At 47.4% G+C, this 16,813-nt stretch carries 14 protein-coding genes; 13 read left to right on the forward strand and 1 reads right to left on the reverse strand.

Going from position 1 to position 16,813, the window contains the following annotated elements; all coding sequences use genetic code 11:
* Nucleotides 1–2: 2 nt before the first annotated feature.
* From MHB46_RS21860 to mgrA, 3 genes are all read left to right on the forward strand, one after another.
* A complete protein-coding gene (locus tag MHB46_RS21860) occupies nucleotides 3–773 on the forward strand; it encodes an HAD family hydrolase (RefSeq protein WP_341163394.1) in 771 nt (256 codons plus the stop codon).
* Nucleotides 770–1,510, forward strand: coding sequence for an NAD-dependent protein deacylase (locus tag MHB46_RS21865; protein WP_341163395.1), 741 nt, complete (start codon nucleotides 770–772; stop codon nucleotides 1,508–1,510). Before MHB46_RS21860 ends, MHB46_RS21865 begins: the two co-directional genes overlap by 4 nt.
* Nucleotides 1,511–1,594: 84 nt before the next feature.
* Nucleotides 1,595–2,593 carry an L-glyceraldehyde 3-phosphate reductase gene (mgrA, locus tag MHB46_RS21870; RefSeq protein ID WP_341163396.1) on the forward strand — a complete coding sequence of 333 codons (999 nt, stop codon included), beginning with the start codon at nucleotides 1,595–1,597 and terminating at the stop codon, nucleotides 2,591–2,593.
* Nucleotides 2,594–2,719: 126 nt separating this feature from the next.
* Here mgrA and MHB46_RS21875 read toward each other — a convergent pair whose 3' ends face one another.
* Nucleotides 2,720–3,586 (reverse strand): AraC family transcriptional regulator, encoded by an 867-nt coding sequence (locus MHB46_RS21875; protein ID WP_069290183.1) that lies wholly within the window; start codon nucleotides 3,584–3,586, stop codon nucleotides 2,720–2,722.
* A 220-nt stretch (nucleotides 3,587–3,806) separates the two neighbouring features.
* Here MHB46_RS21875 and MHB46_RS21880 point away from each other — a divergent pair, with 220 nt between their 5' ends.
* The 10 genes from MHB46_RS21880 (at nucleotide 3,807) to ptsP (ending at nucleotide 16,702) form a co-directional block, all read left to right on the forward strand.
* Nucleotides 3,807–4,985, forward strand: a complete 1,179-nt coding sequence (locus MHB46_RS21880) for a galactokinase (RefSeq protein ID WP_069290182.1) — start codon at nucleotides 3,807–3,809, stop codon at nucleotides 4,983–4,985.
* Nucleotide 4,986: 1 nt separating this feature from the next.
* Nucleotides 4,987–5,976, forward strand: coding sequence for a UDP-glucose 4-epimerase GalE (galE, locus tag MHB46_RS21885; protein WP_341163397.1), 990 nt, complete (start codon nucleotides 4,987–4,989; stop codon nucleotides 5,974–5,976).
* Nucleotides 5,977–5,993: 17 nt separating this feature from the next.
* Nucleotides 5,994–7,637 (forward strand): UDP-glucose--hexose-1-phosphate uridylyltransferase, encoded by a 1,644-nt coding sequence (locus tag MHB46_RS21890; RefSeq protein WP_341163398.1) that lies wholly within the window; start codon nucleotides 5,994–5,996, stop codon nucleotides 7,635–7,637.
* Between the two features lie 184 nt (nucleotides 7,638–7,821).
* Nucleotides 7,822–8,985: an iron-containing alcohol dehydrogenase gene (locus tag MHB46_RS21895; RefSeq protein ID WP_341163399.1), complete on the forward strand. Its 1,164-nt coding sequence runs from the start codon at nucleotides 7,822–7,824 to the stop codon at nucleotides 8,983–8,985.
* A 174-nt stretch (nucleotides 8,986–9,159) separates the two neighbouring features.
* The gene (locus MHB46_RS21900; protein ID WP_341163400.1) at nucleotides 9,160–9,678 is read left to right on the forward strand and encodes a protease; all 519 of its coding nucleotides are present in this window, start codon (nucleotides 9,160–9,162) and stop codon (nucleotides 9,676–9,678) included.
* 48 nt (nucleotides 9,679–9,726) lie between these two features.
* Nucleotides 9,727–11,262 (forward strand): flotillin family protein, encoded by a 1,536-nt coding sequence (locus MHB46_RS21905; protein WP_061829261.1) that lies wholly within the window; start codon nucleotides 9,727–9,729, stop codon nucleotides 11,260–11,262.
* A gap of 190 nt (nucleotides 11,263–11,452) precedes the next feature.
* A complete protein-coding gene (glcT, locus tag MHB46_RS21910) occupies nucleotides 11,453–12,313 on the forward strand; it encodes a glucose PTS transporter transcription antiterminator GlcT (RefSeq protein WP_023989882.1) in 861 nt (286 codons plus the stop codon).
* A 252-nt stretch (nucleotides 12,314–12,565) separates the two neighbouring features.
* Entirely contained in the window at nucleotides 12,566–14,611 is a 2,046-nt protein-coding gene (gene ptsG / locus MHB46_RS21915; RefSeq protein ID WP_250260684.1) for a glucose-specific PTS transporter subunit IIBC, read from the forward strand.
* A gap of 110 nt (nucleotides 14,612–14,721) precedes the next feature.
* The gene (locus MHB46_RS21920) at nucleotides 14,722–14,997 is read left to right on the forward strand and encodes an HPr family phosphocarrier protein (RefSeq protein WP_341163401.1); all 276 of its coding nucleotides are present in this window, start codon (nucleotides 14,722–14,724) and stop codon (nucleotides 14,995–14,997) included.
* Nucleotides 14,990–16,702, forward strand: coding sequence for a phosphoenolpyruvate--protein phosphotransferase (gene ptsP / locus MHB46_RS21925; RefSeq protein ID WP_165178699.1), 1,713 nt, complete (start codon nucleotides 14,990–14,992; stop codon nucleotides 16,700–16,702). Before MHB46_RS21920 ends, ptsP begins: the two co-directional genes overlap by 8 nt.
* Nucleotides 16,703–16,813: the final 111 nt, after the last annotated feature.

Genomic DNA, 16,813 nt, shown 5'->3' on the forward strand with positions numbered 1-16,813 from the left:
GCATGTCTGAGCTGATCGTGCAGGGGGAGCGGTACCCATGCCGTGGTATTTTATTAGATAAAGATGGAACGTTGCTGGATTTTATTCAGTTGTGGGGCCCCTGGGCTCGTTCTATACTGGATATGATGGAGCAGCATCTTACCGTGGCAGGTGCCGGTTTTACGGTGGAAAAAGGTACCGTTCTAGGTACTGTTCACGATCAGGAGGGACGTGTGATCGGTTACGACCCTTCTGGCCCGCTGGCCATGGGGACGGTGGACGAAAGTACGGGGGTACTGGCTTGGCAGCTTTATAATGCTGGTGTACCGTGGAATGAAGCTGTACGGCTTGTCCGCGACTTTAATAAAACGGCGATGGCTGATATTCGGCGACATCGGGCAGCGAAGGTGTTTCCAGGGTTGCGGACATTGCTGGAGCAAAGCCGCTATGCGGGGCTGAAGCTAGCGGTTGTGACCTCTGACAGTACAGAGGCTGCACAGGAGCATTTGGAGTGGATGGGGCTGACATCCTATTTTGATGAGATTATCGGACATGATAGGGTTACATATGGTAAGCCTGACCCGGAAATGGCTGAAAAAGCCTGCGCATTACTAGGATTGTCGCCGGCGGACGTGGTAGTCATTGGAGACAGCAATGGGGACATGCAGATGGGCAAACGTGCCGGAGTGCGGCTCGCTATTGGATTTGCGCCAGAAGCAGAACGTTCTGGTCATTTGCTGGATGCGGATAAGGTTGTTCGTGGATATGAAGAGCTGGAGGTGCGTAGGGTATGAAAGTTAATACGTTGGCGGAATGGATACAGCAATCGCAGAATATTGTTTTTTTCGGCGGTGCAGGCACATCGACGGAAAGTGGTATTCCGGATTTTCGTTCGGCAGCAGGCCTGTATCAAAGTGAGGAGAAATTGCCTTATTCCCCTGAGGTTATGCTGAGCCGTTCATTTTTTGTGAAGCATCCTGAAGTGTTCTTCGACTTCTATCGCAGCAAAATGCTGCATCCCGATGCGGAGCCGAACGGTTGTCATCATTTCCTCGCGTCATTGGAAAAGCAAGGCCGTCTAAAAGCGGTTGTGACCCAAAATATTGACGGTTTACATCAGGTTGCCGGCAGTGTGAATGTATTGGAACTTCATGGCTCGGTGCATCGGAACCACTGTATGGAATGCGGACGTTTTTACAGCCTAGATGAAGTGATGAACAGCTCTGAGGTTGTACCTAAATGTCCAATAGATGGAGGAATTATCAAACCGGATGTCGTTTTATATGAGGAGGAGCTGAATCAGGATACCATTATTCAATCCGTACAGGCTATTTCGCAGGCTGATCTGCTGTTAATTGGAGGAACGTCGCTGACAGTACATCCTGCTGCGGGCTTGATTACTTATTTTCGTGGTAAACATACGGTGCTGCTGAATACGGATCCCACCTCGTATGATCATAAGGCGGATCTTTTGATCACTGATCCAATCGGTAAAGTTATGGAAAAACTTGCTCATCAATTAGGTCTGTAATCGTTTTCTTGTCAACGCCTGGATAAAAGCGCTATGATGATGTTGTGATGGACATTACAATGTTTCGAGAGAGGCTGGGATAGCATGGTTTATTTAGCTGGCGAAGATCGTTATGAAACTATGAAATATAACCGTATAGGGAGATCAGGTCTAAAACTGCCCGCTATTTCGCTGGGCTTGTGGCACAATTTTGGCGGGATTAACAACGCGGAGAATGGCCGTAGCATGATTACTCGCTCCTTTGATCTGGGAATTACGCATTTTGATCTAGCTAATAACTATGGCCCTCCTGCGGGATCAGCTGAGGAATTTTTTGGACAAGTATTAGCCAGTGATATGAAACCGTACCGGGATGAGTTGGTCATCTCCACCAAAGCTGGCTACAATATGTGGGCAGGGCCTTATGGTGACTGGGGATCTCGCAAGTATATGATATCTAGTCTGGATCAGAGCCTGAAGCGGATGGGGCTGGACTATGTGGACATATTCTACTCTCACCGATTTGATCCTGATACGCCGCTGGAAGAAACGATGGGAGCACTGGATCATATCGTACGATCCGGCAAAGCGCTGTATGTGGGTGTGTCCAATTATAGTGCGGAGCAAACAGCAGAAGCAGCTCGCATTCTGAAGGAGCTGGGAACACCGCTTCTGATTCATCAGCCGAAATACTCCCTGCTCGACCGCTGGATTGAAAACGGATTACAAGATGTACTGGACGAAAACGGGATAGGCAGCATTGCCTTTTGCCCGCTGGCGCAGGGATTGCTGACCAATAAATATTTGAACGGAATTCCCGAGGATTCACGTGCAGCGAGTACTTCGGTTTTCCTGAATGAGAACCATGTGACGCCAGAGACACTTCGCAAGGTACGCGCCCTGAATCAGATGGCTGCTGCACGCGGACAAAGTTTGGCTCAATTTTCGCTGGCCTGGGCTCTGCGCGGCGAACGTCTGACCTCTGTCTTGATTGGGGCAAGCCGTGTAAGCCAAATTGAAGAAAATGTTGCTACCTTATCCAATCTGGACTTTTCTCAGGAGGAATTGGATCGGATTGATTCGATTCTGAATGCCGGGAACTGACAGGACGGCGGCACAGCCTAATGGCGAAAGTTAATTTGTAGTCATCGGCCTAATTTCGTGTTCTCTTATACAATATAAATTAACAGCCCGTATCCGTTTGAAGGATGCGGGCTGTTTAAGTCTGTTTTACGACTGTGGATACTGCTTAACCTTGCTTCGGTACTCGGTTGGAGACTGACCACAGAAGCGTTTGAATTGACGTGAGAAATATAAGGCATCGGTTAGTCCGACCGAAGCGGCCACTTGCTCTACCGATAGTTCAGGACGCTCACGCAGCAGTTGACGTGATTTGTCGATTCTTAGCTTAAGTAGATAGGTGACGGGGGAAATGCCCGTTTCCTTTTTGAATATCCGTGACAAATACGCACGATTATAGCCAAGTCCTTCAGACATTTGCTCAATGGAAACGGGGTGTGCGTACTGAGTGGACATATATTGAACCATCTGCTTGACTGTACGTTGAATTTGCGAATCCGCCCCGGACGGATCAGTCCAGTCACTCAGGTAATTGCCTGCTTCCCCCATAATCAGATACAAATAGCCCAAGGCTGATAGATGAGAACTAGATTTTCTGCTATAAAAGGCCAGTTGCATTTGCTCCAAATAACCGGGGATGGGACTTTGATCGGAAGCATGAAAGACAGGCTGGTGAACACGTAGCCCGGCCTCCTGCACCACCTGCTCAGTATGGTGCCCGGTAAACGCAGACCAACGATAACGCCACGGTTCCTCTTCATCAGAGGTATAGCTCACCAGCTGACCGGGATGAATAAGGAAAAAATCGTTTTCTTCAAGCTGATATGTGTGCTGTTCCGTTCGGAAGATACCTCTGCCCGATTCTACAAAGTGTAGCAGATAGTAATCATAGATTTTCGGCCCCACGGCATGACCGGATTTGGTTTGGCTCTCTCCTGCAAAAAGCACATGCAGCGGGCTATTTTCATAAAACACCGGATTAGAGGCGACGGCATAACTATATGAATGCGCTTGCAAAATAGGGTCATCCTTCCTGCATTTGTGAATGGTTTAGCGGATGCGGTATACTTACATTGTACATATCCAAGTCACATTTATCCATAGCTTAAACACATGGATGCATTACATTGTGTGACGCTTTCATTTATACTGAAATCATAAGAGATGTCAACCTGATTAAGATGTTACAGGGAAATCAGGGAGGCCTTTACTAACGGTATATGAGGTGGATGCGGATATGAACTCTACTGAATTAAAGAAACATTTTATTGAAAAATATGGTGAAAGCAGCAATGAACTGCGGATATTTCATGCACCTGGACGTGTCAATCTGATTGGAGAGCATATCGACTATAACGGTGGTTATGTACTCCCGGCTGCGCTGGAATTCGGAACGACGCTAATCCTTCGTGCGCGCAATGATGATGAAATTCATTTTGCTTCGACAAACCTGTCGTATGAAGTGTCTATCCCCCGTGGAGAAATAGGTAAAAACAAAACGGATGAGTGGGTGGACTATCCGGTGGGTGTGCTGGTGGAGTTGGCTGAAAAGGGAGTTCATCCGTCTAACGGATATGACCTGCTCTATCATGGAGAAATACCGAATGGTGCTGGATTATCCTCCTCAGCCTCCATTGAGGTTGTTACAGGATATGCGTTTCTCACGATCGAAAAACAGGAAACAGATACGGTCGAAATCGCTTTGTTGTCCCAGCGGGCAGAAAACAATTACGTTGGTGTCAATTGCGGCATTATGGACCAGTTCGCTGTAGCGAACGGAGCAGCTGATCATGCAATTCTGCTGATGTGCGATACGTTGGAGTACCGTAAAGTGCCATTCCGCACGGGGGCTTATAAGCTCGTGATCGGCAATACAAACAAGCGTCGCGGTTTGGTGGACTCAGCCTATAACGAGCGTCGTAGCCAGTGTGCCGAAGCACTGTCCATTTTACAGCAGCAGGAGCCATCACTGGAATACCTCGCTCAGCTGGATGAGGCGCGTTTCGGAGAGCTTCAGCATCACATCGCGGACCAAACAGTGCGTCGGCGGGCACAGCATGTAGTGGAGGAAAACGCTCGTGTGTTGGCCTCTGTCGATGCTCTCGCAGCGAATGAACTTGCAGCTTTTGGTCAGTTAATGAATGCTTCTCATGATTCATTGCGCGATTTGTATGAGGTCAGCTGCACGGAGCTGGACGTCATGGTTGAAGAAGCACGACGCATTCCTGGCACGCTGGGTGCTCGTATGACAGGAGCCGGATTTGGAGGTTGTACGGTTTCATTGGTTCATGAGGACGATGTGGAACGTTTTGTGAAGGAAGTCGGCGAAGCTTATCAGACCCGCACAGGGCTGGAAGCCAGCTTTTATGTATGCAAGGCAGGAGACGGAGTAAAAGAACTGAAGGAGGACGAATAACATGGCCATTTTAGTCACAGGTGGAGCTGGATATATCGGTTCACATACCGTAGCAGAACTGTTGGATCTGGGAGAAGAAGTTGTGGTGCTGGACAATTTGCAAACCGGGCACAAAGCAGCATTGCTTGGAGGCAAGTTGTATGAAGGGGATTTGAGGGATAAAGAACTACTCTCCAAACTGTTCTCTGAAAATAGTATCGATGCAGTTATCCATTTTGCAGCCAATTCGCTGGTTGGAGAAAGCATGCAAAATCCTGGTAAATATTACGACAACAATGTATTTGGCACGCTGAGCTTGCTGGAGGCGATGAAGGATGCTGGAGTGCGCCGAATCGTGTTTTCCTCTACTGCGGCTACCTACGGCGAACCGGAAAAGGTGCCGATTGAAGAGGGAGACCGTACAGAGCCAACCAACGTGTATGGTGAAACAAAGCTGATGATGGAGCGCATGATGTCGTGGTTTGATAAAGTTTTAGGCATCAAATATGTGTCTTTACGGTATTTTAATGCGGCTGGTGCGCATGAGAGCGGCAAGATCGGTGAAGATCACCGACCAGAAAGCCATCTGATCCCGTTAGTGCTCCAGACAGCCTTGAAACAACGTCCACACATCGCTGTGTTTGGTGAGGATTATGCGACACCTGACGGCACGTGTGTTCGGGATTACATTCACGTAAGTGACCTGGCGGATGCTCATGTGCGTGCAGTAAATTACCTGCGCGAAGGCAATGACAGCAACGTATTCAACTTGGGCAATGGACAGGGCTTCTCTGTGAAAGAAGTTATTGAGACGGCACGCAAGGTCACTGGACTCGACATTCCAGTTGTGACAGAGCCACGCCGCGCAGGCGATCCAGCGATATTGGTTGCATCTTCTGACAAGGCTCGTTCGGTGTTGGGCTGGAGTCCAGCACGTACCCAATTGGAGGATATTATTAGCGGAGCATGGGGATGGCATCAGTCGCACCCTCACGGCTACAGCGACGAATAGACGGGAGACGATGACATATGAGCGAGCGCCAATCCGCAGATAAAGGCCAAGGCCGGGAACTTTCCCGGCATCTGGCCCATGACATCGACGAAACTGTGCAGCAATCGGCTCTATATGCGGTGGAGCAACTGGTTGCATTCGCACAAAACAAGGGCTTGATCGGTCCGCAGGATACAGATTACAGCCGTAATCTGCTGTTGGAGCAGTTTGGGTTTTCGGAGCCTTATTCAGGTGGGGAAGCAGGGGGCGTTATGGCCCCCGAAGCTCTCCAGCCTGTGCTTAATGTATTGATAGATTATGGTTTTGCCATAGGACTTATCCCTGAAAACACAGATACGTATCGTGATTTGCTGGATTCCAAAATCATGGGACTGCTGATGGCGAGACCGTCTGAAGTCATCCGTGACTTTCATCAAACGGAGACTGAACGCGGTATAGAGGCGGCGACAGATGCTTTTTATCAATTATCCATCGATTCGAACTACATCCGAATGGATCGGGTTGCCAGCAATGTGTACTGGAATCAGTCGACATCTTACGGGGATATGGAAATCACGATTAATTTGTCCAAGCCAGAAAAAAGTCCTAAGGAAATTGCGATGGCGAAGCTTTTGCCGCCGCCTGTTTATCCCAAGTGTCAATTATGCCGTGAAAACGTCGGATATGCAGGAAGAGTAAATCATCCGTCCCGTCAAAATCTGCGTATCATTCCGGTAGAATTAAATGGGGAGCCGTGGTTTTTTCAATACTCACCCTATGTGTATTACAACGAGCATTGCATCGTGTTCCATCATGATCATGTACCGATGAAGCTTACGAAGGATACACTGCGGCGATTGCTGGCCTTTACGAAAGCGTTTCCTCATTATTTTATTGGCTCCAATGCGGATCTGCCGATTGTCGGCGGATCGATCCTGACCCATGATCATTTTCAGGGTGGTCGTCATACATTCCCAATTGAAAAAGCGGGTGTGGACGGTGTATACCATAATGAAGCGTTCCCGCAGGTTACAGCAGGGATTGTAAACTGGCCGATGTCGGTCATCCGTTTTACGTCAACAGATGCCGAGGCGCTGTTGGAGGCGGGAAATGCTGCTTTTGAAGCCTGGAAAGTTTATAGTGATCCTGTAGCTGATGTCCTCTCTCATACAGAGCAGGAGGGGGAAACGATTCCACATAATACTGTGACGCCGATTGTGCGCCGAGATTCCGAAGGCAGGTATCAGATGGATCTCGTACTGCGTAACAACCGAACGAGTGAAGAGTATCCGGAAGGTATTTTCCATCCTCATCGCGAGATGCATCACATCAAGAAGGAAAATATCGGTCTGATCGAAGTTATGGGACTTGCCATATTACCGGGGCGGCTCAAGGATGAACTGGATGGGATTGCAGATATTTTGTGTGGGGATGACAAACTGGCAGTGGCTATGCAGCAGGAAGGACATCCACTGTTTAAGCATGCAGACTGGATTTATCAGTTAAACACTCGGTTCGGTCGTTTGCCTGACAAGGAAACGGCTGTTCGTACCGTACAAAATGAAGTTGGACTGAAATTCAGTGAAATTTTAGAGCATGCAGGAGTGTATAAACGGAATGAGTCCGGGCAGCAGGCGTTTGGTCGTTTTATGAAACAATTGGGATATACTTTGGGAGAATAAAATCGCTGGCGTAGCACATAATACACTACGAGAACCCTCCCAAGATATGACATGGAACCATGCTCCTCAAGGAGTGTGGTTTTTTTCTGAAAATAAAGCATATTTGTTTCCTGTAACCGAAAAGGTTATAATAGAGTAGTTTCTTAACATTAAACTTTAGAACTATTGGAGGCGAGCGTTTGCGATGAAAGCATTCGAATTTTATAATCCTACACAATTGATCTTCGGTAAAGGACAATTGGAGGCTCTCAAGCGTGAAGTTCCTAAATATGGTAAACGTGTACTGCTTGTATATGGCGGCGGCAGCATTAAGCGCAGCGGTTTGTACGATAATGTAATAAGTTTGCTTGGTGAAATTGGTGCAGAGGTAACGGAACTGGCTGGTGTAGAACCGAATCCTCGCTTATCTACAGTACATAAAGGCGTGGAATTGTGTAAAACACATCAAATCGACCTCGTTCTGGCTGTAGGCGGTGGTAGTGTGCTGGATTGTTCCAAAGCCATTGCTGTTGGTGCAAAATATGATGGCGACATGTGGGATTTTGCAGAGCGAAAAGCGGCACCACAGGCAGCATTGCCATTAGGTACAGTTTTGACCATGGCAGCTACCGGTTCTGAAATGAATGCGGGTTCTGTTATTACAAATGAAAAAACACAGGAAAAATTGGGATGGGGCAGCGTATTTGCGTTCCCTGCGTTTTCTATTCTTGACCCTGTAAACACATACTCACTGCCACAAAATCAAACCGTTTACGGAATCGTAGATATGATGTCACATACGCTGGAGCATTATTTCCATTTGGAATCCAATACTCCGGTCCAACTTGGCTGGTGCGAAACGATACTGCGTACGGTCATGGATGCGGCTCCAGGTCTGGTCAACGATCTGGAAAACTACGAGCTGCGTGAAACGATTATGTATTGTGGTACGATGGCGCTGAACGGCTTCCTGAACATGGGGCTGACAGGTGACTGGGCTACTCACAATATCGAACATGCTGTGTCTGCTGTTTATGATATTCCACATGGTGGAGGACTGGCTATTCTGTTCCCGAACTGGATGAAACACAATCTGCATGTGAAGCCTGAACGCTTCAAACAACTGGCCGTCAATGTGTTCCATGTAAACCCAGAAGGCAAGAGTGATGAAGAAGTGGCGCTGGAAGGTATTCAGGCGTTGCGTGATTTCTGGAACTCGATTGGTGCACCAAGCCGTCTGGCTGATTACGATATTGATGCGTCCCAGATCGATGTTATGGCTGAAAAAGCTGTGAAATTCGGATCTTTTGGTGGTTTTAATAAGCTCAATCGCGAAGATGTAGTCGAAATTTACAAAGCATCTCTGTAAACTGATACTTGTATCATTTTAAGCACGTTTGTGCGTCATTAGACGTACAAACGTGCTTTTTTGGGTTCAACGTGGGATTTTGGAGGAAAATTTTGAAACTTTTTAAGGTTGAATACGTAAACATAGTTATAGACTGGAAACCAGACTGAAAAGGTACATGGAAGGAGGAGTCGCATGGAAACCATATTTTGGTGGTTATTGGCAGGAGGCGCTATCTTTACCGTAGTCAGTGTGCTGATTGGAGATGTACTCGGTGGTTGGCTGGATGGTGCATTGGAGCTGCCGAGCCTCGATTGGTTCAGACCTGTCGTTTTACTTGGAGCCATGACCGCTTTTGGCGGAGCTGGAGTACTGCTGACAAAGTATACTGGACTGAGCATGGGGTGGGTCGTCGTGCTTGCTTTAGGGATTGCGTTTGTCATCGGAATACTCGTGTTTTTTGCGTTTATCAAGCCCATGGTGAATTCAGAAGTATCCAGCGGCTTCTCCATGCGTGAGCTGACTGGCCGGATCGGTGAGGTCACCATTCCTGTACCTGAGGTTGGTTACGGGGAGGTTATGATCCGCTTGGGTGCAGGCAACACCATACATACAGCATCGAGCTTCGATCACAAACCGCTTGCTGCGGGAACCCGTATCGTCGTGGTTGAGGTCGCAGAGGGCGTCGTCCGCGTAGCGTACCTAGACACATAGACGGCGCATTCGCTTAACTTGAAGGGAGCGTGATCGGGAGTGTCAAATTTGCAAGATATTGTGTTGGTCCCTGGGATTGTTGTCATCGTTATCGTTATATTAGGGATCGCTTTTTGGGCCCGTTACAAAACGGTAGGACCGGATGAAGGGATGATCGTGACGGGTTCTTTTCTGGGAAATAAAAATATTTCCGAGGATGACTCTGGACGCAAAATTAAAATTGTACGCGGCGGGGGTGCCTTCATTTGGCCTATTTTCCAGCAGTCCGAATTCATCTCTCTGTTGTCCCATAAACTGGATGTAACCACACCGGAAGTGTATACGGAGCAAGGAGTTCCCGTGATTGCGGATGGTGTGGCGATTATCAAGGTCGGCAGTTCCATTGAGGATGTGGCTACAGCAGCCGAGCAGTTCATCGGGAAGCCATTGGAGGCTCTTAGAGGAGAGGCTCAGGAAGTGCTGGAGGGACATTTACGCGCAATCCTCGGTTCGATGACAGTGGAAGAGGTTTATCGTAATCGGGATCGGTTTGCGCAGGAAGTACAGGGCGTGGCTGCTCGTGATCTGAAAAAGATGGGCTTGCAAATCGTTTCATTCACCATCAAAGATGTGCGTGATAAGCACGGATATCTGGATGCGCTTGGTAAGCCGAGAATTGCCGCTGTGAAACGGGATGCTGAGATTGCAGAAGCCGAGGCTGTGCGGGATGCCCGGATTCAGAAGGCGCGTGCGGAACAGGAAGGCCAGAAGGCAGAACTGCTGCGGGATACCAACATTGCGGAGGCAGCCAAGGAGAAGGAACTGAAAGTGGCTTCGTTTAAGAAAGAACAGGATACAGCGAAGGCAGAAGCCGATCAGGCTTATCACATTCAGGAGGCCCGTGCCAAGCAGACTGCTGTCGAAGAGCAGATGAAGGTCGAGCTGGTGCGCAAAGAACGGGAAATTGATCTTCAATCCAAGGAAATACAGGTACGTGAAAAGCAATATGATGCGGAAGTGAAAAAGAAGGCAGAAGCCGATCGGTATGCGGTCGAGCAAGCAGCGGAAGCAGATAAATCGCGTAAAATGCGTGAGGCTGAATCGCTGCAATACTCGATTGAGACACAGGCTAAAGCGTCAGCTGAACAAAAACGTCTCAACGGGCAAGCAGAAGCGGATGCCGAACGCGCCAAAGGTACGGCAGACGCAGATGTCATCCGTTTGCGTGGACTTGCAGAAGCGGAGGCCAAGGAAAAACTGGCGGAGGCGTTCCAGAAGTTTGGAGAGGCCGCCGTGCTCGATATTATCGTGAAAATGCTGCCTGATCTGGCTGGACGTATTGCCGAACCGATTGCGTCCATTGATAAACTCACCGTAGTTGATACGGGAAAAGGAGAAGGAGCAGCGCGTGTCAGCAATTATGTCACCGAACTGATGGCTACGGCACCCGAGATGCTGAAGAGTGTATCCGGTATTGATGTGGAGCAGTTAATCAAGGGGTTGACCACGGGGAAAAAAGGCCTTCATTCCGTGCCGCCTTCCGGTGAAGCGAATAAGCAGCCTCTTCCAGCCTCGGTGGAGGTAGCGCTAACAGATAAAGAATAACGATAAGTCTTTGGGGAGCATTTATCCCTAACCAAAAGACCGCTTTTCATCACAGCATTTCCCGGCAATGTGATGAAAAGCGTTTTCTTTTTATTGACCTTTAGCCGAATATTTGGTACTTTAACGTGGATTCCTCTGAGCTTCATGCTATAATTCTTAGGATCAAGGTTCTGATAAAAGAGGTGCGGATGTGAGCAGCCTAAAAGTGGCCAAAGCGCTGAATAACAATGTGATTATAGGGATGCATCCCGAGCATGATGAGGTTGTCGTGATTGGAAAAGGAATCGGTTTCAATCGCAGACCCGGCGATCTTATGCCGTTGGATTCAGTTGAAAAATTATTTATATTAAAAAGCCATGAAGAACAGGAGCAATACAAACGGTTGCTTCCTGAGCTGGATGAAAAGCTCATTGAGGTCATCGGTGAGGTGCTTCATCTTGTTCAGCTTCAAGCAAAGAAGCCTCTAAATGAGCACATACTGATTGCTTTAACTGACCATATCGCGTTTTCCATCAACCGTCATAAACAGGGAATTACGATTCATAATCCGTTTTTGTATGAGACTAGGGAAATATATCCTCAGGAATACAAGATGGCTGAGCAGGCTGTTGCTTTAATCAGGGATAAGATGGATGTAGATCTGGGAGAAGATGAAATCGGATTCGTGGCCCTGCATATTTATAGCGCCATGACAAACCAGCATATCTCCGAGGTTAGGAAGGATTCTCGTCTGATTGCTGATATGGTTCAGGTTGTCGAGACGACACTGGATTATCGTATTCCTCTTCAATCCCTTGATTATTCTCGACTGCTGACTCATCTGAGGTTTGCGATTGAACGTGTGCGCCGGGGAGAAATTGTGCAGGAGATTTATCGATTGGACAAGCTTTTGAATGAGGAGTATCCGGAAATGTATATGCTGGCCTGGAAGCTCACGAAAATTATGGAGAAAAGACTCCGTAAATCTGTGTACCCGGCTGAGGTTAGTTATTTGACAATGCATCTGCAACGGTTGTCCCAACGCAAAGAGCAGGGGGAGCAACAAAAGTGATAAAACAGGAATAAAAAAGTATTGCCTCGCATTTAGCGGGGTGCTATAATCAATTCTGCAATGAGGAAGACAACAACTGAACATTTAACGTGTTACTGATTCGATCAGGCATGAGTTGTTTTAAGTTATGATTGTTTACAGCCTACTGGGGCAAGCTATATCCCAAGGTTGTTTTCAAACATACTTAAATCGGCTCATGCCTTTTTTGTTGTTTTGCCTCTGTTCTAAATTTCAGAGAAGGATGTGGAAGGTATGTTTAAAAAGCTTTTCGGCGTTTTACAGCGTGTCGGTAAAGCATTAATGCTTCCTGTAGCGATTTTGCCAGCTGCGGGGCTTTTATTGGGTATCGGTAACATGCTGGTCAATCCTGATTTTCTCCAGTACATTCCGGCATTAAATGCGGGCTGGGTTCAATCGGTAGCGACGATCATGATGAATGCCGGACAAATCGTTTTTGATAATCTGGCCCTGTTGTTCGCAGTCGGCGTAGCCGTCGGTCTGGCGGGCGGTGAAGGTGTGGCAGGTTTAGCTGCTATCATCGGTTACCTCGTTATGAACATTACTTTGGGTACAGCCGTGGGTGTCACACCTGGTCTGATTGCTCAAAAAATACCGGGTTATGCGAACGTGTTGGGTATTCCAACGCTTCAAACCGGGGTGTTCGGCGGGATAATCATCGGTATACTGGCCGCGGCCATGTACAACCGCTTTTTCAAAATTGAGCTTCCTTCGTATCTGGGCTTTTTCGCGGGTAAGCGTTTCGTTCCAATTGCAACGGCGGTGTCCTCACTGATTGTCGGACTTGCGCTGGTTCTGATCTGGCCTCCAGTTCAACAAGGACTTAACGCAGTATCTCACTTTATGGTGTATTCCAACCCGACTTTGTCGGCGTTCCTGTTTGGGGTTATCGAACGCGCGCTTATTCCATTTGGTTTGCATCACATCTGGTATTCACCGTTCTGGTTTGAGTTTGGTGAATATGTTAACAAAGCAGGTCAAACCGTTCATGGTGACCAGCAGATCTTCTTCAGCCAGCTTCGTGATGGAGTGGCGTTGACAGCAAGTACGTTCCAAGTGGGTAAATTCCCATTCATGATGTTCGGTTTGCCAGCAGCAGCGCTTGCAATGTACCATGAAGCAAGACCAGAACACAAAAAATATGTAGCAGGTATCATGGGTTCAGCAGCATTGACTTCGTTCTTGACAGGTATTACGGAGCCACTGGAATTTTCCTTCCTGTTCGTAGCTCCACTGCTGTTTGCAGTACACTGTATATTCGCAGGTCTGTCATTTATGACCATGCAAATTTTACATGTCAAAATCGGTATGACCTTCTCAGGCGGATTCATTGACTTCCTGATTTTCGGGATTATTCCAACCCGTACGCCTTGGTGGTATGTAATCATCGTCGGTCTGATTTTGGCAGTGATTTACTACTTCGGATTCCGGTTCATCATACGGAAGTTCAACTTGAAAACACCAGGACGTGAAGAAGCTACAGAAAATGTGGATGGTGCAGCAGCCGGTAGTAGTGATGAGCTCCCGCACAACATTTTGGCAGCTTTCGGTGGTTCATCAAATATCAAGCACCTGGATGCTTGTATCACACGTCTTCGGATCGAGGTTAATGAGAAATCGAACGTTGACAAAGCTCGTCTGAAACAACTTGGCGCATCGGGTGTCCTTGAAGTCGGCAACAACGTACAGGCAATTTTCGGTACACGTTCCGACACCATTAAAACTCAAATGGCTGATATCATGGCTGGACGTACACCTGCACCAGCTCCGGCGCAACCTGCTCCACACGAGGAGAAGGAAGCTGGGGAAGAACAACAAACCATTATTGTAGAAGATATTGTAATGCCTGTTAACGGCGAATTGGTTGATATCTCGACGGTTCCCGATCCGGTATTTGCAGAACGTATGACAGGTGACGGCTTTGCGGTCGTGCCAAATGATGGAACGATTGTGTCCCCTGTTTATGGTAAAGTATTCAATGTATTCCCGAGCAAGCATGCGATTGGTATTCAATCCGATGGCGGTAAAGAAGTGCTTGTTCATATCGGGGTGAATACAGTGAAGCTTAAAGGGCAAGGATTTGACGTTTTGGTGAACGAAGGCGATCTTGTGTCAGCCGGCCAGCCTATTATGAAAGTAGACCTGGAATACGTGAAGGCAAACGCCAAATCCATCATCTCACCTGTCATTTTTACCAACCTTCCAGAAGGTTCTTCGGTAACTTTAAACAAAACTGGAGTATTGAAGGCTGGCGAAGATGGTATAATTACGATAAAATAAACTCTATGTGTTTCGGATTAGTTGATTAGGCGGCTTAGGCCGTCTGATCAATTATCTGGTATACTGCGTGTAAACAAATATTATCTTTAGGAAAGTGGGAGGAACAAATTATGCAAACAACTTTTAGAATTACGGATGAAGACGGTATCCATGCACGTCCTGCAACTGCACTGGTAAATACAGCTAACAAATTCAGCGGTACTGAATCTTTTGCCGAAGCTAACGGTAAAAAAGTAACTTTGAAATCCATTCTGGGTGTATTGTCTCTGGGTCTGGAACAAGGTGATACTATTAACATTATCTGCGAAGGCGCTGAAGCTGCCGAAGCACTGAAAGCTCTTGAAAATGTAATCGTTAACGAAGGGCTGGGCGAAGTTCATGCTTAAAATTTCCGGGATTGCCGCTTCGGCAGGCATAGCCATTGCCCGGGCGTTTATCTTGGAGCATCCGAATTACGCTGTAGAGAGACGCGCGGTTGGTGATGTTGAGGCTGAAATCGCGAGATTAGATGCGGCTTTGGTAAAATCTCAAACCGAATTGGAATCGATTAAGGAGAAAACGCTTCAGGAGCTGGGAGAGAAAAAAGCAGAAATTTTTGCATCTCACCTGCTCATCCTGAATGATCCTGAATTGATCGATCCGGTTAAAGCTAAAATCAGAGACGAGCAGCTTAATGCTGACTATGCTTTGAATGAAGTAGCTACACAGTTCATTTCCATGTTTGAAAACATGAAAAGTGCCTATTTGCAAGAACGCGCATCGGACATGCGTGATGTAACCAAGCGGATCCTGAATCACCTGCTTGGTGTTCATTTTGTTAGTCCTGCAGAAATTGCCGAAGAAACGATTGTGCTTGCAGAAGATTTGACACCTTCCGACACAGCTCAGCTGAACCGTGAATTTGTTAAAGGTTTTGCAACGAACATCGGCGGACGTACTTCGCATTCGGCTATTATGGCTCGCTCACTTGAAATTCCTGCAGTTGTGGGAACGAAAAATATATTGTCTCAAGCTAAAAGCGGCGATTTGATTATCGTTGATGGTTTGGATGGTCACGTATTCGTGAACCCTACCGAAGAGATTGTTGCGGAATACCGTGCTAAACAGGTGGCATACGACAAGCAACGCGAAGAGTGGCGCAAGCTGCGCGGCGAAGCTACAGTTTCTGTCGATGGTGTCCATGTCGAACTGGCAGCCAATATTGGTACGCCTAATGATGTAGCTGGTGTTCTGGACAACGGTGGTGAAGGCGTGGGCTTGTACCGTACGGAGTTCTTGTACATGGGACGCGATAAGCTTCCATCCGAAGAAGTACAGTATACGGCGTACAAAACCGTTCTGGAAAGAATGGAAGGTAAGCCGGTTGTAGTCCGTACTTTGGATATCGGTGGCGACAAAGAACTTCCTTATCTGGACCTGCCGAAAGAAATGAATCCGTTCCTCGGATTCCGTGCTATTCGCCTGTGTCTGGATCGCCAGGATATTTTCCGCACTCAATTGCGTGCTTTGTTGCGTGCGAGTGTGCATGGTAACCTGCGCATCATGTTCCCGATGATTGCTACGCTGAACGAATTCCGTGAAGCTAAAGCTGTTTTGATGGAAGAAAAGGAAAAGTTGGTAGCCGAGGGTGTATCCGTATCTGAAGAAATTCAGTTGGGCATCATGGTAGAAATTCCTTCTACAGCGGTATTGGCTGACCAATTCGCAAAAGAAGTGGATTTCTTCAGTATCGGTACAAACGATCTGATTCAATACACAATGGCAGCGGATCGCATGAACGAGCGGGTTTCTTACCTGTATCAACCATACAATCCATCCATTCTGCGTCTGGTGAAAATGGTTATTGACGCCGCTCACCGTGAAGGACGTTGGGTTGGTATGTGTGGTGAAATGGCAGGAGATACAACAGCAATTCCATTGCTGCTGGGTCTTGGACTTGATGAGTTCAGTATGAGCGCAACTTCCATTCTGCCAGCACGTAGCCAAATCTCCAAGTTGTCCCGTGCGGACATGGAAAAACTGGCTACAAAAGCTCTGGACATGCAAACAGCAGAACAGGTTGTTGAATTGGTTCAAAGCATCGAAGGCTAAGGAAGGGTATTACATTTCAAAGGTTATATCTTTTTCCAACAAAAAAATTGCTGTGTACATACAGCAGCCGGTATCTATTTAGATACCGGCTTTTTTGCATCCTTTAAGTAG

This window comes from Paenibacillus sp. FSL H7-0703 (assembly GCF_038003485.1).
Classification (GTDB): domain Bacteria; phylum Bacillota; class Bacilli; order Paenibacillales; family Paenibacillaceae; genus Paenibacillus; species Paenibacillus polymyxa_B.

What these genes read in the sequence shown, in the direction of transcription:
- MHB46_RS21860 (WP_341163394.1), top strand. Translation starts at nt 3, where the DNA reads ATGTCTGAGCTGATCGTGCAGGGGGAGCGGTACCCATGCCGTGGTATT.
- MHB46_RS21890 (WP_341163398.1), top strand. Translation starts at nt 5,994, where the DNA reads ATGAGCGAGCGCCAATCCGCAGATAAAGGCCAAGGCCGGGAACTTTCC.
- MHB46_RS21895 (WP_341163399.1), top strand. Translation starts at nt 7,822, where the DNA reads ATGAAAGCATTCGAATTTTATAATCCTACACAATTGATCTTCGGTAAA.
- ptsG (WP_250260684.1), top strand. Translation starts at nt 12,566, where the DNA reads ATGTTTAAAAAGCTTTTCGGCGTTTTACAGCGTGTCGGTAAAGCATTA.
- ptsP (WP_165178699.1), top strand. Translation starts at nt 14,990, where the DNA reads ATGCTTAAAATTTCCGGGATTGCCGCTTCGGCAGGCATAGCCATTGCC.
- MHB46_RS21880 (WP_069290182.1), top strand. Translation starts at nt 3,807, where the DNA reads ATGAACTCTACTGAATTAAAGAAACATTTTATTGAAAAATATGGTGAA.
- MHB46_RS21900 (WP_341163400.1), top strand. Translation starts at nt 9,160, where the DNA reads ATGGAAACCATATTTTGGTGGTTATTGGCAGGAGGCGCTATCTTTACC.
- MHB46_RS21920 (WP_341163401.1), top strand. Translation starts at nt 14,722, where the DNA reads ATGCAAACAACTTTTAGAATTACGGATGAAGACGGTATCCATGCACGT.
- galE (WP_341163397.1), top strand. Translation starts at nt 4,987, where the DNA reads ATGGCCATTTTAGTCACAGGTGGAGCTGGATATATCGGTTCACATACC.
- mgrA (WP_341163396.1), top strand. Translation starts at nt 1,595, where the DNA reads ATGGTTTATTTAGCTGGCGAAGATCGTTATGAAACTATGAAATATAAC.
- MHB46_RS21865 (WP_341163395.1), top strand. Translation starts at nt 770, where the DNA reads ATGAAAGTTAATACGTTGGCGGAATGGATACAGCAATCGCAGAATATT.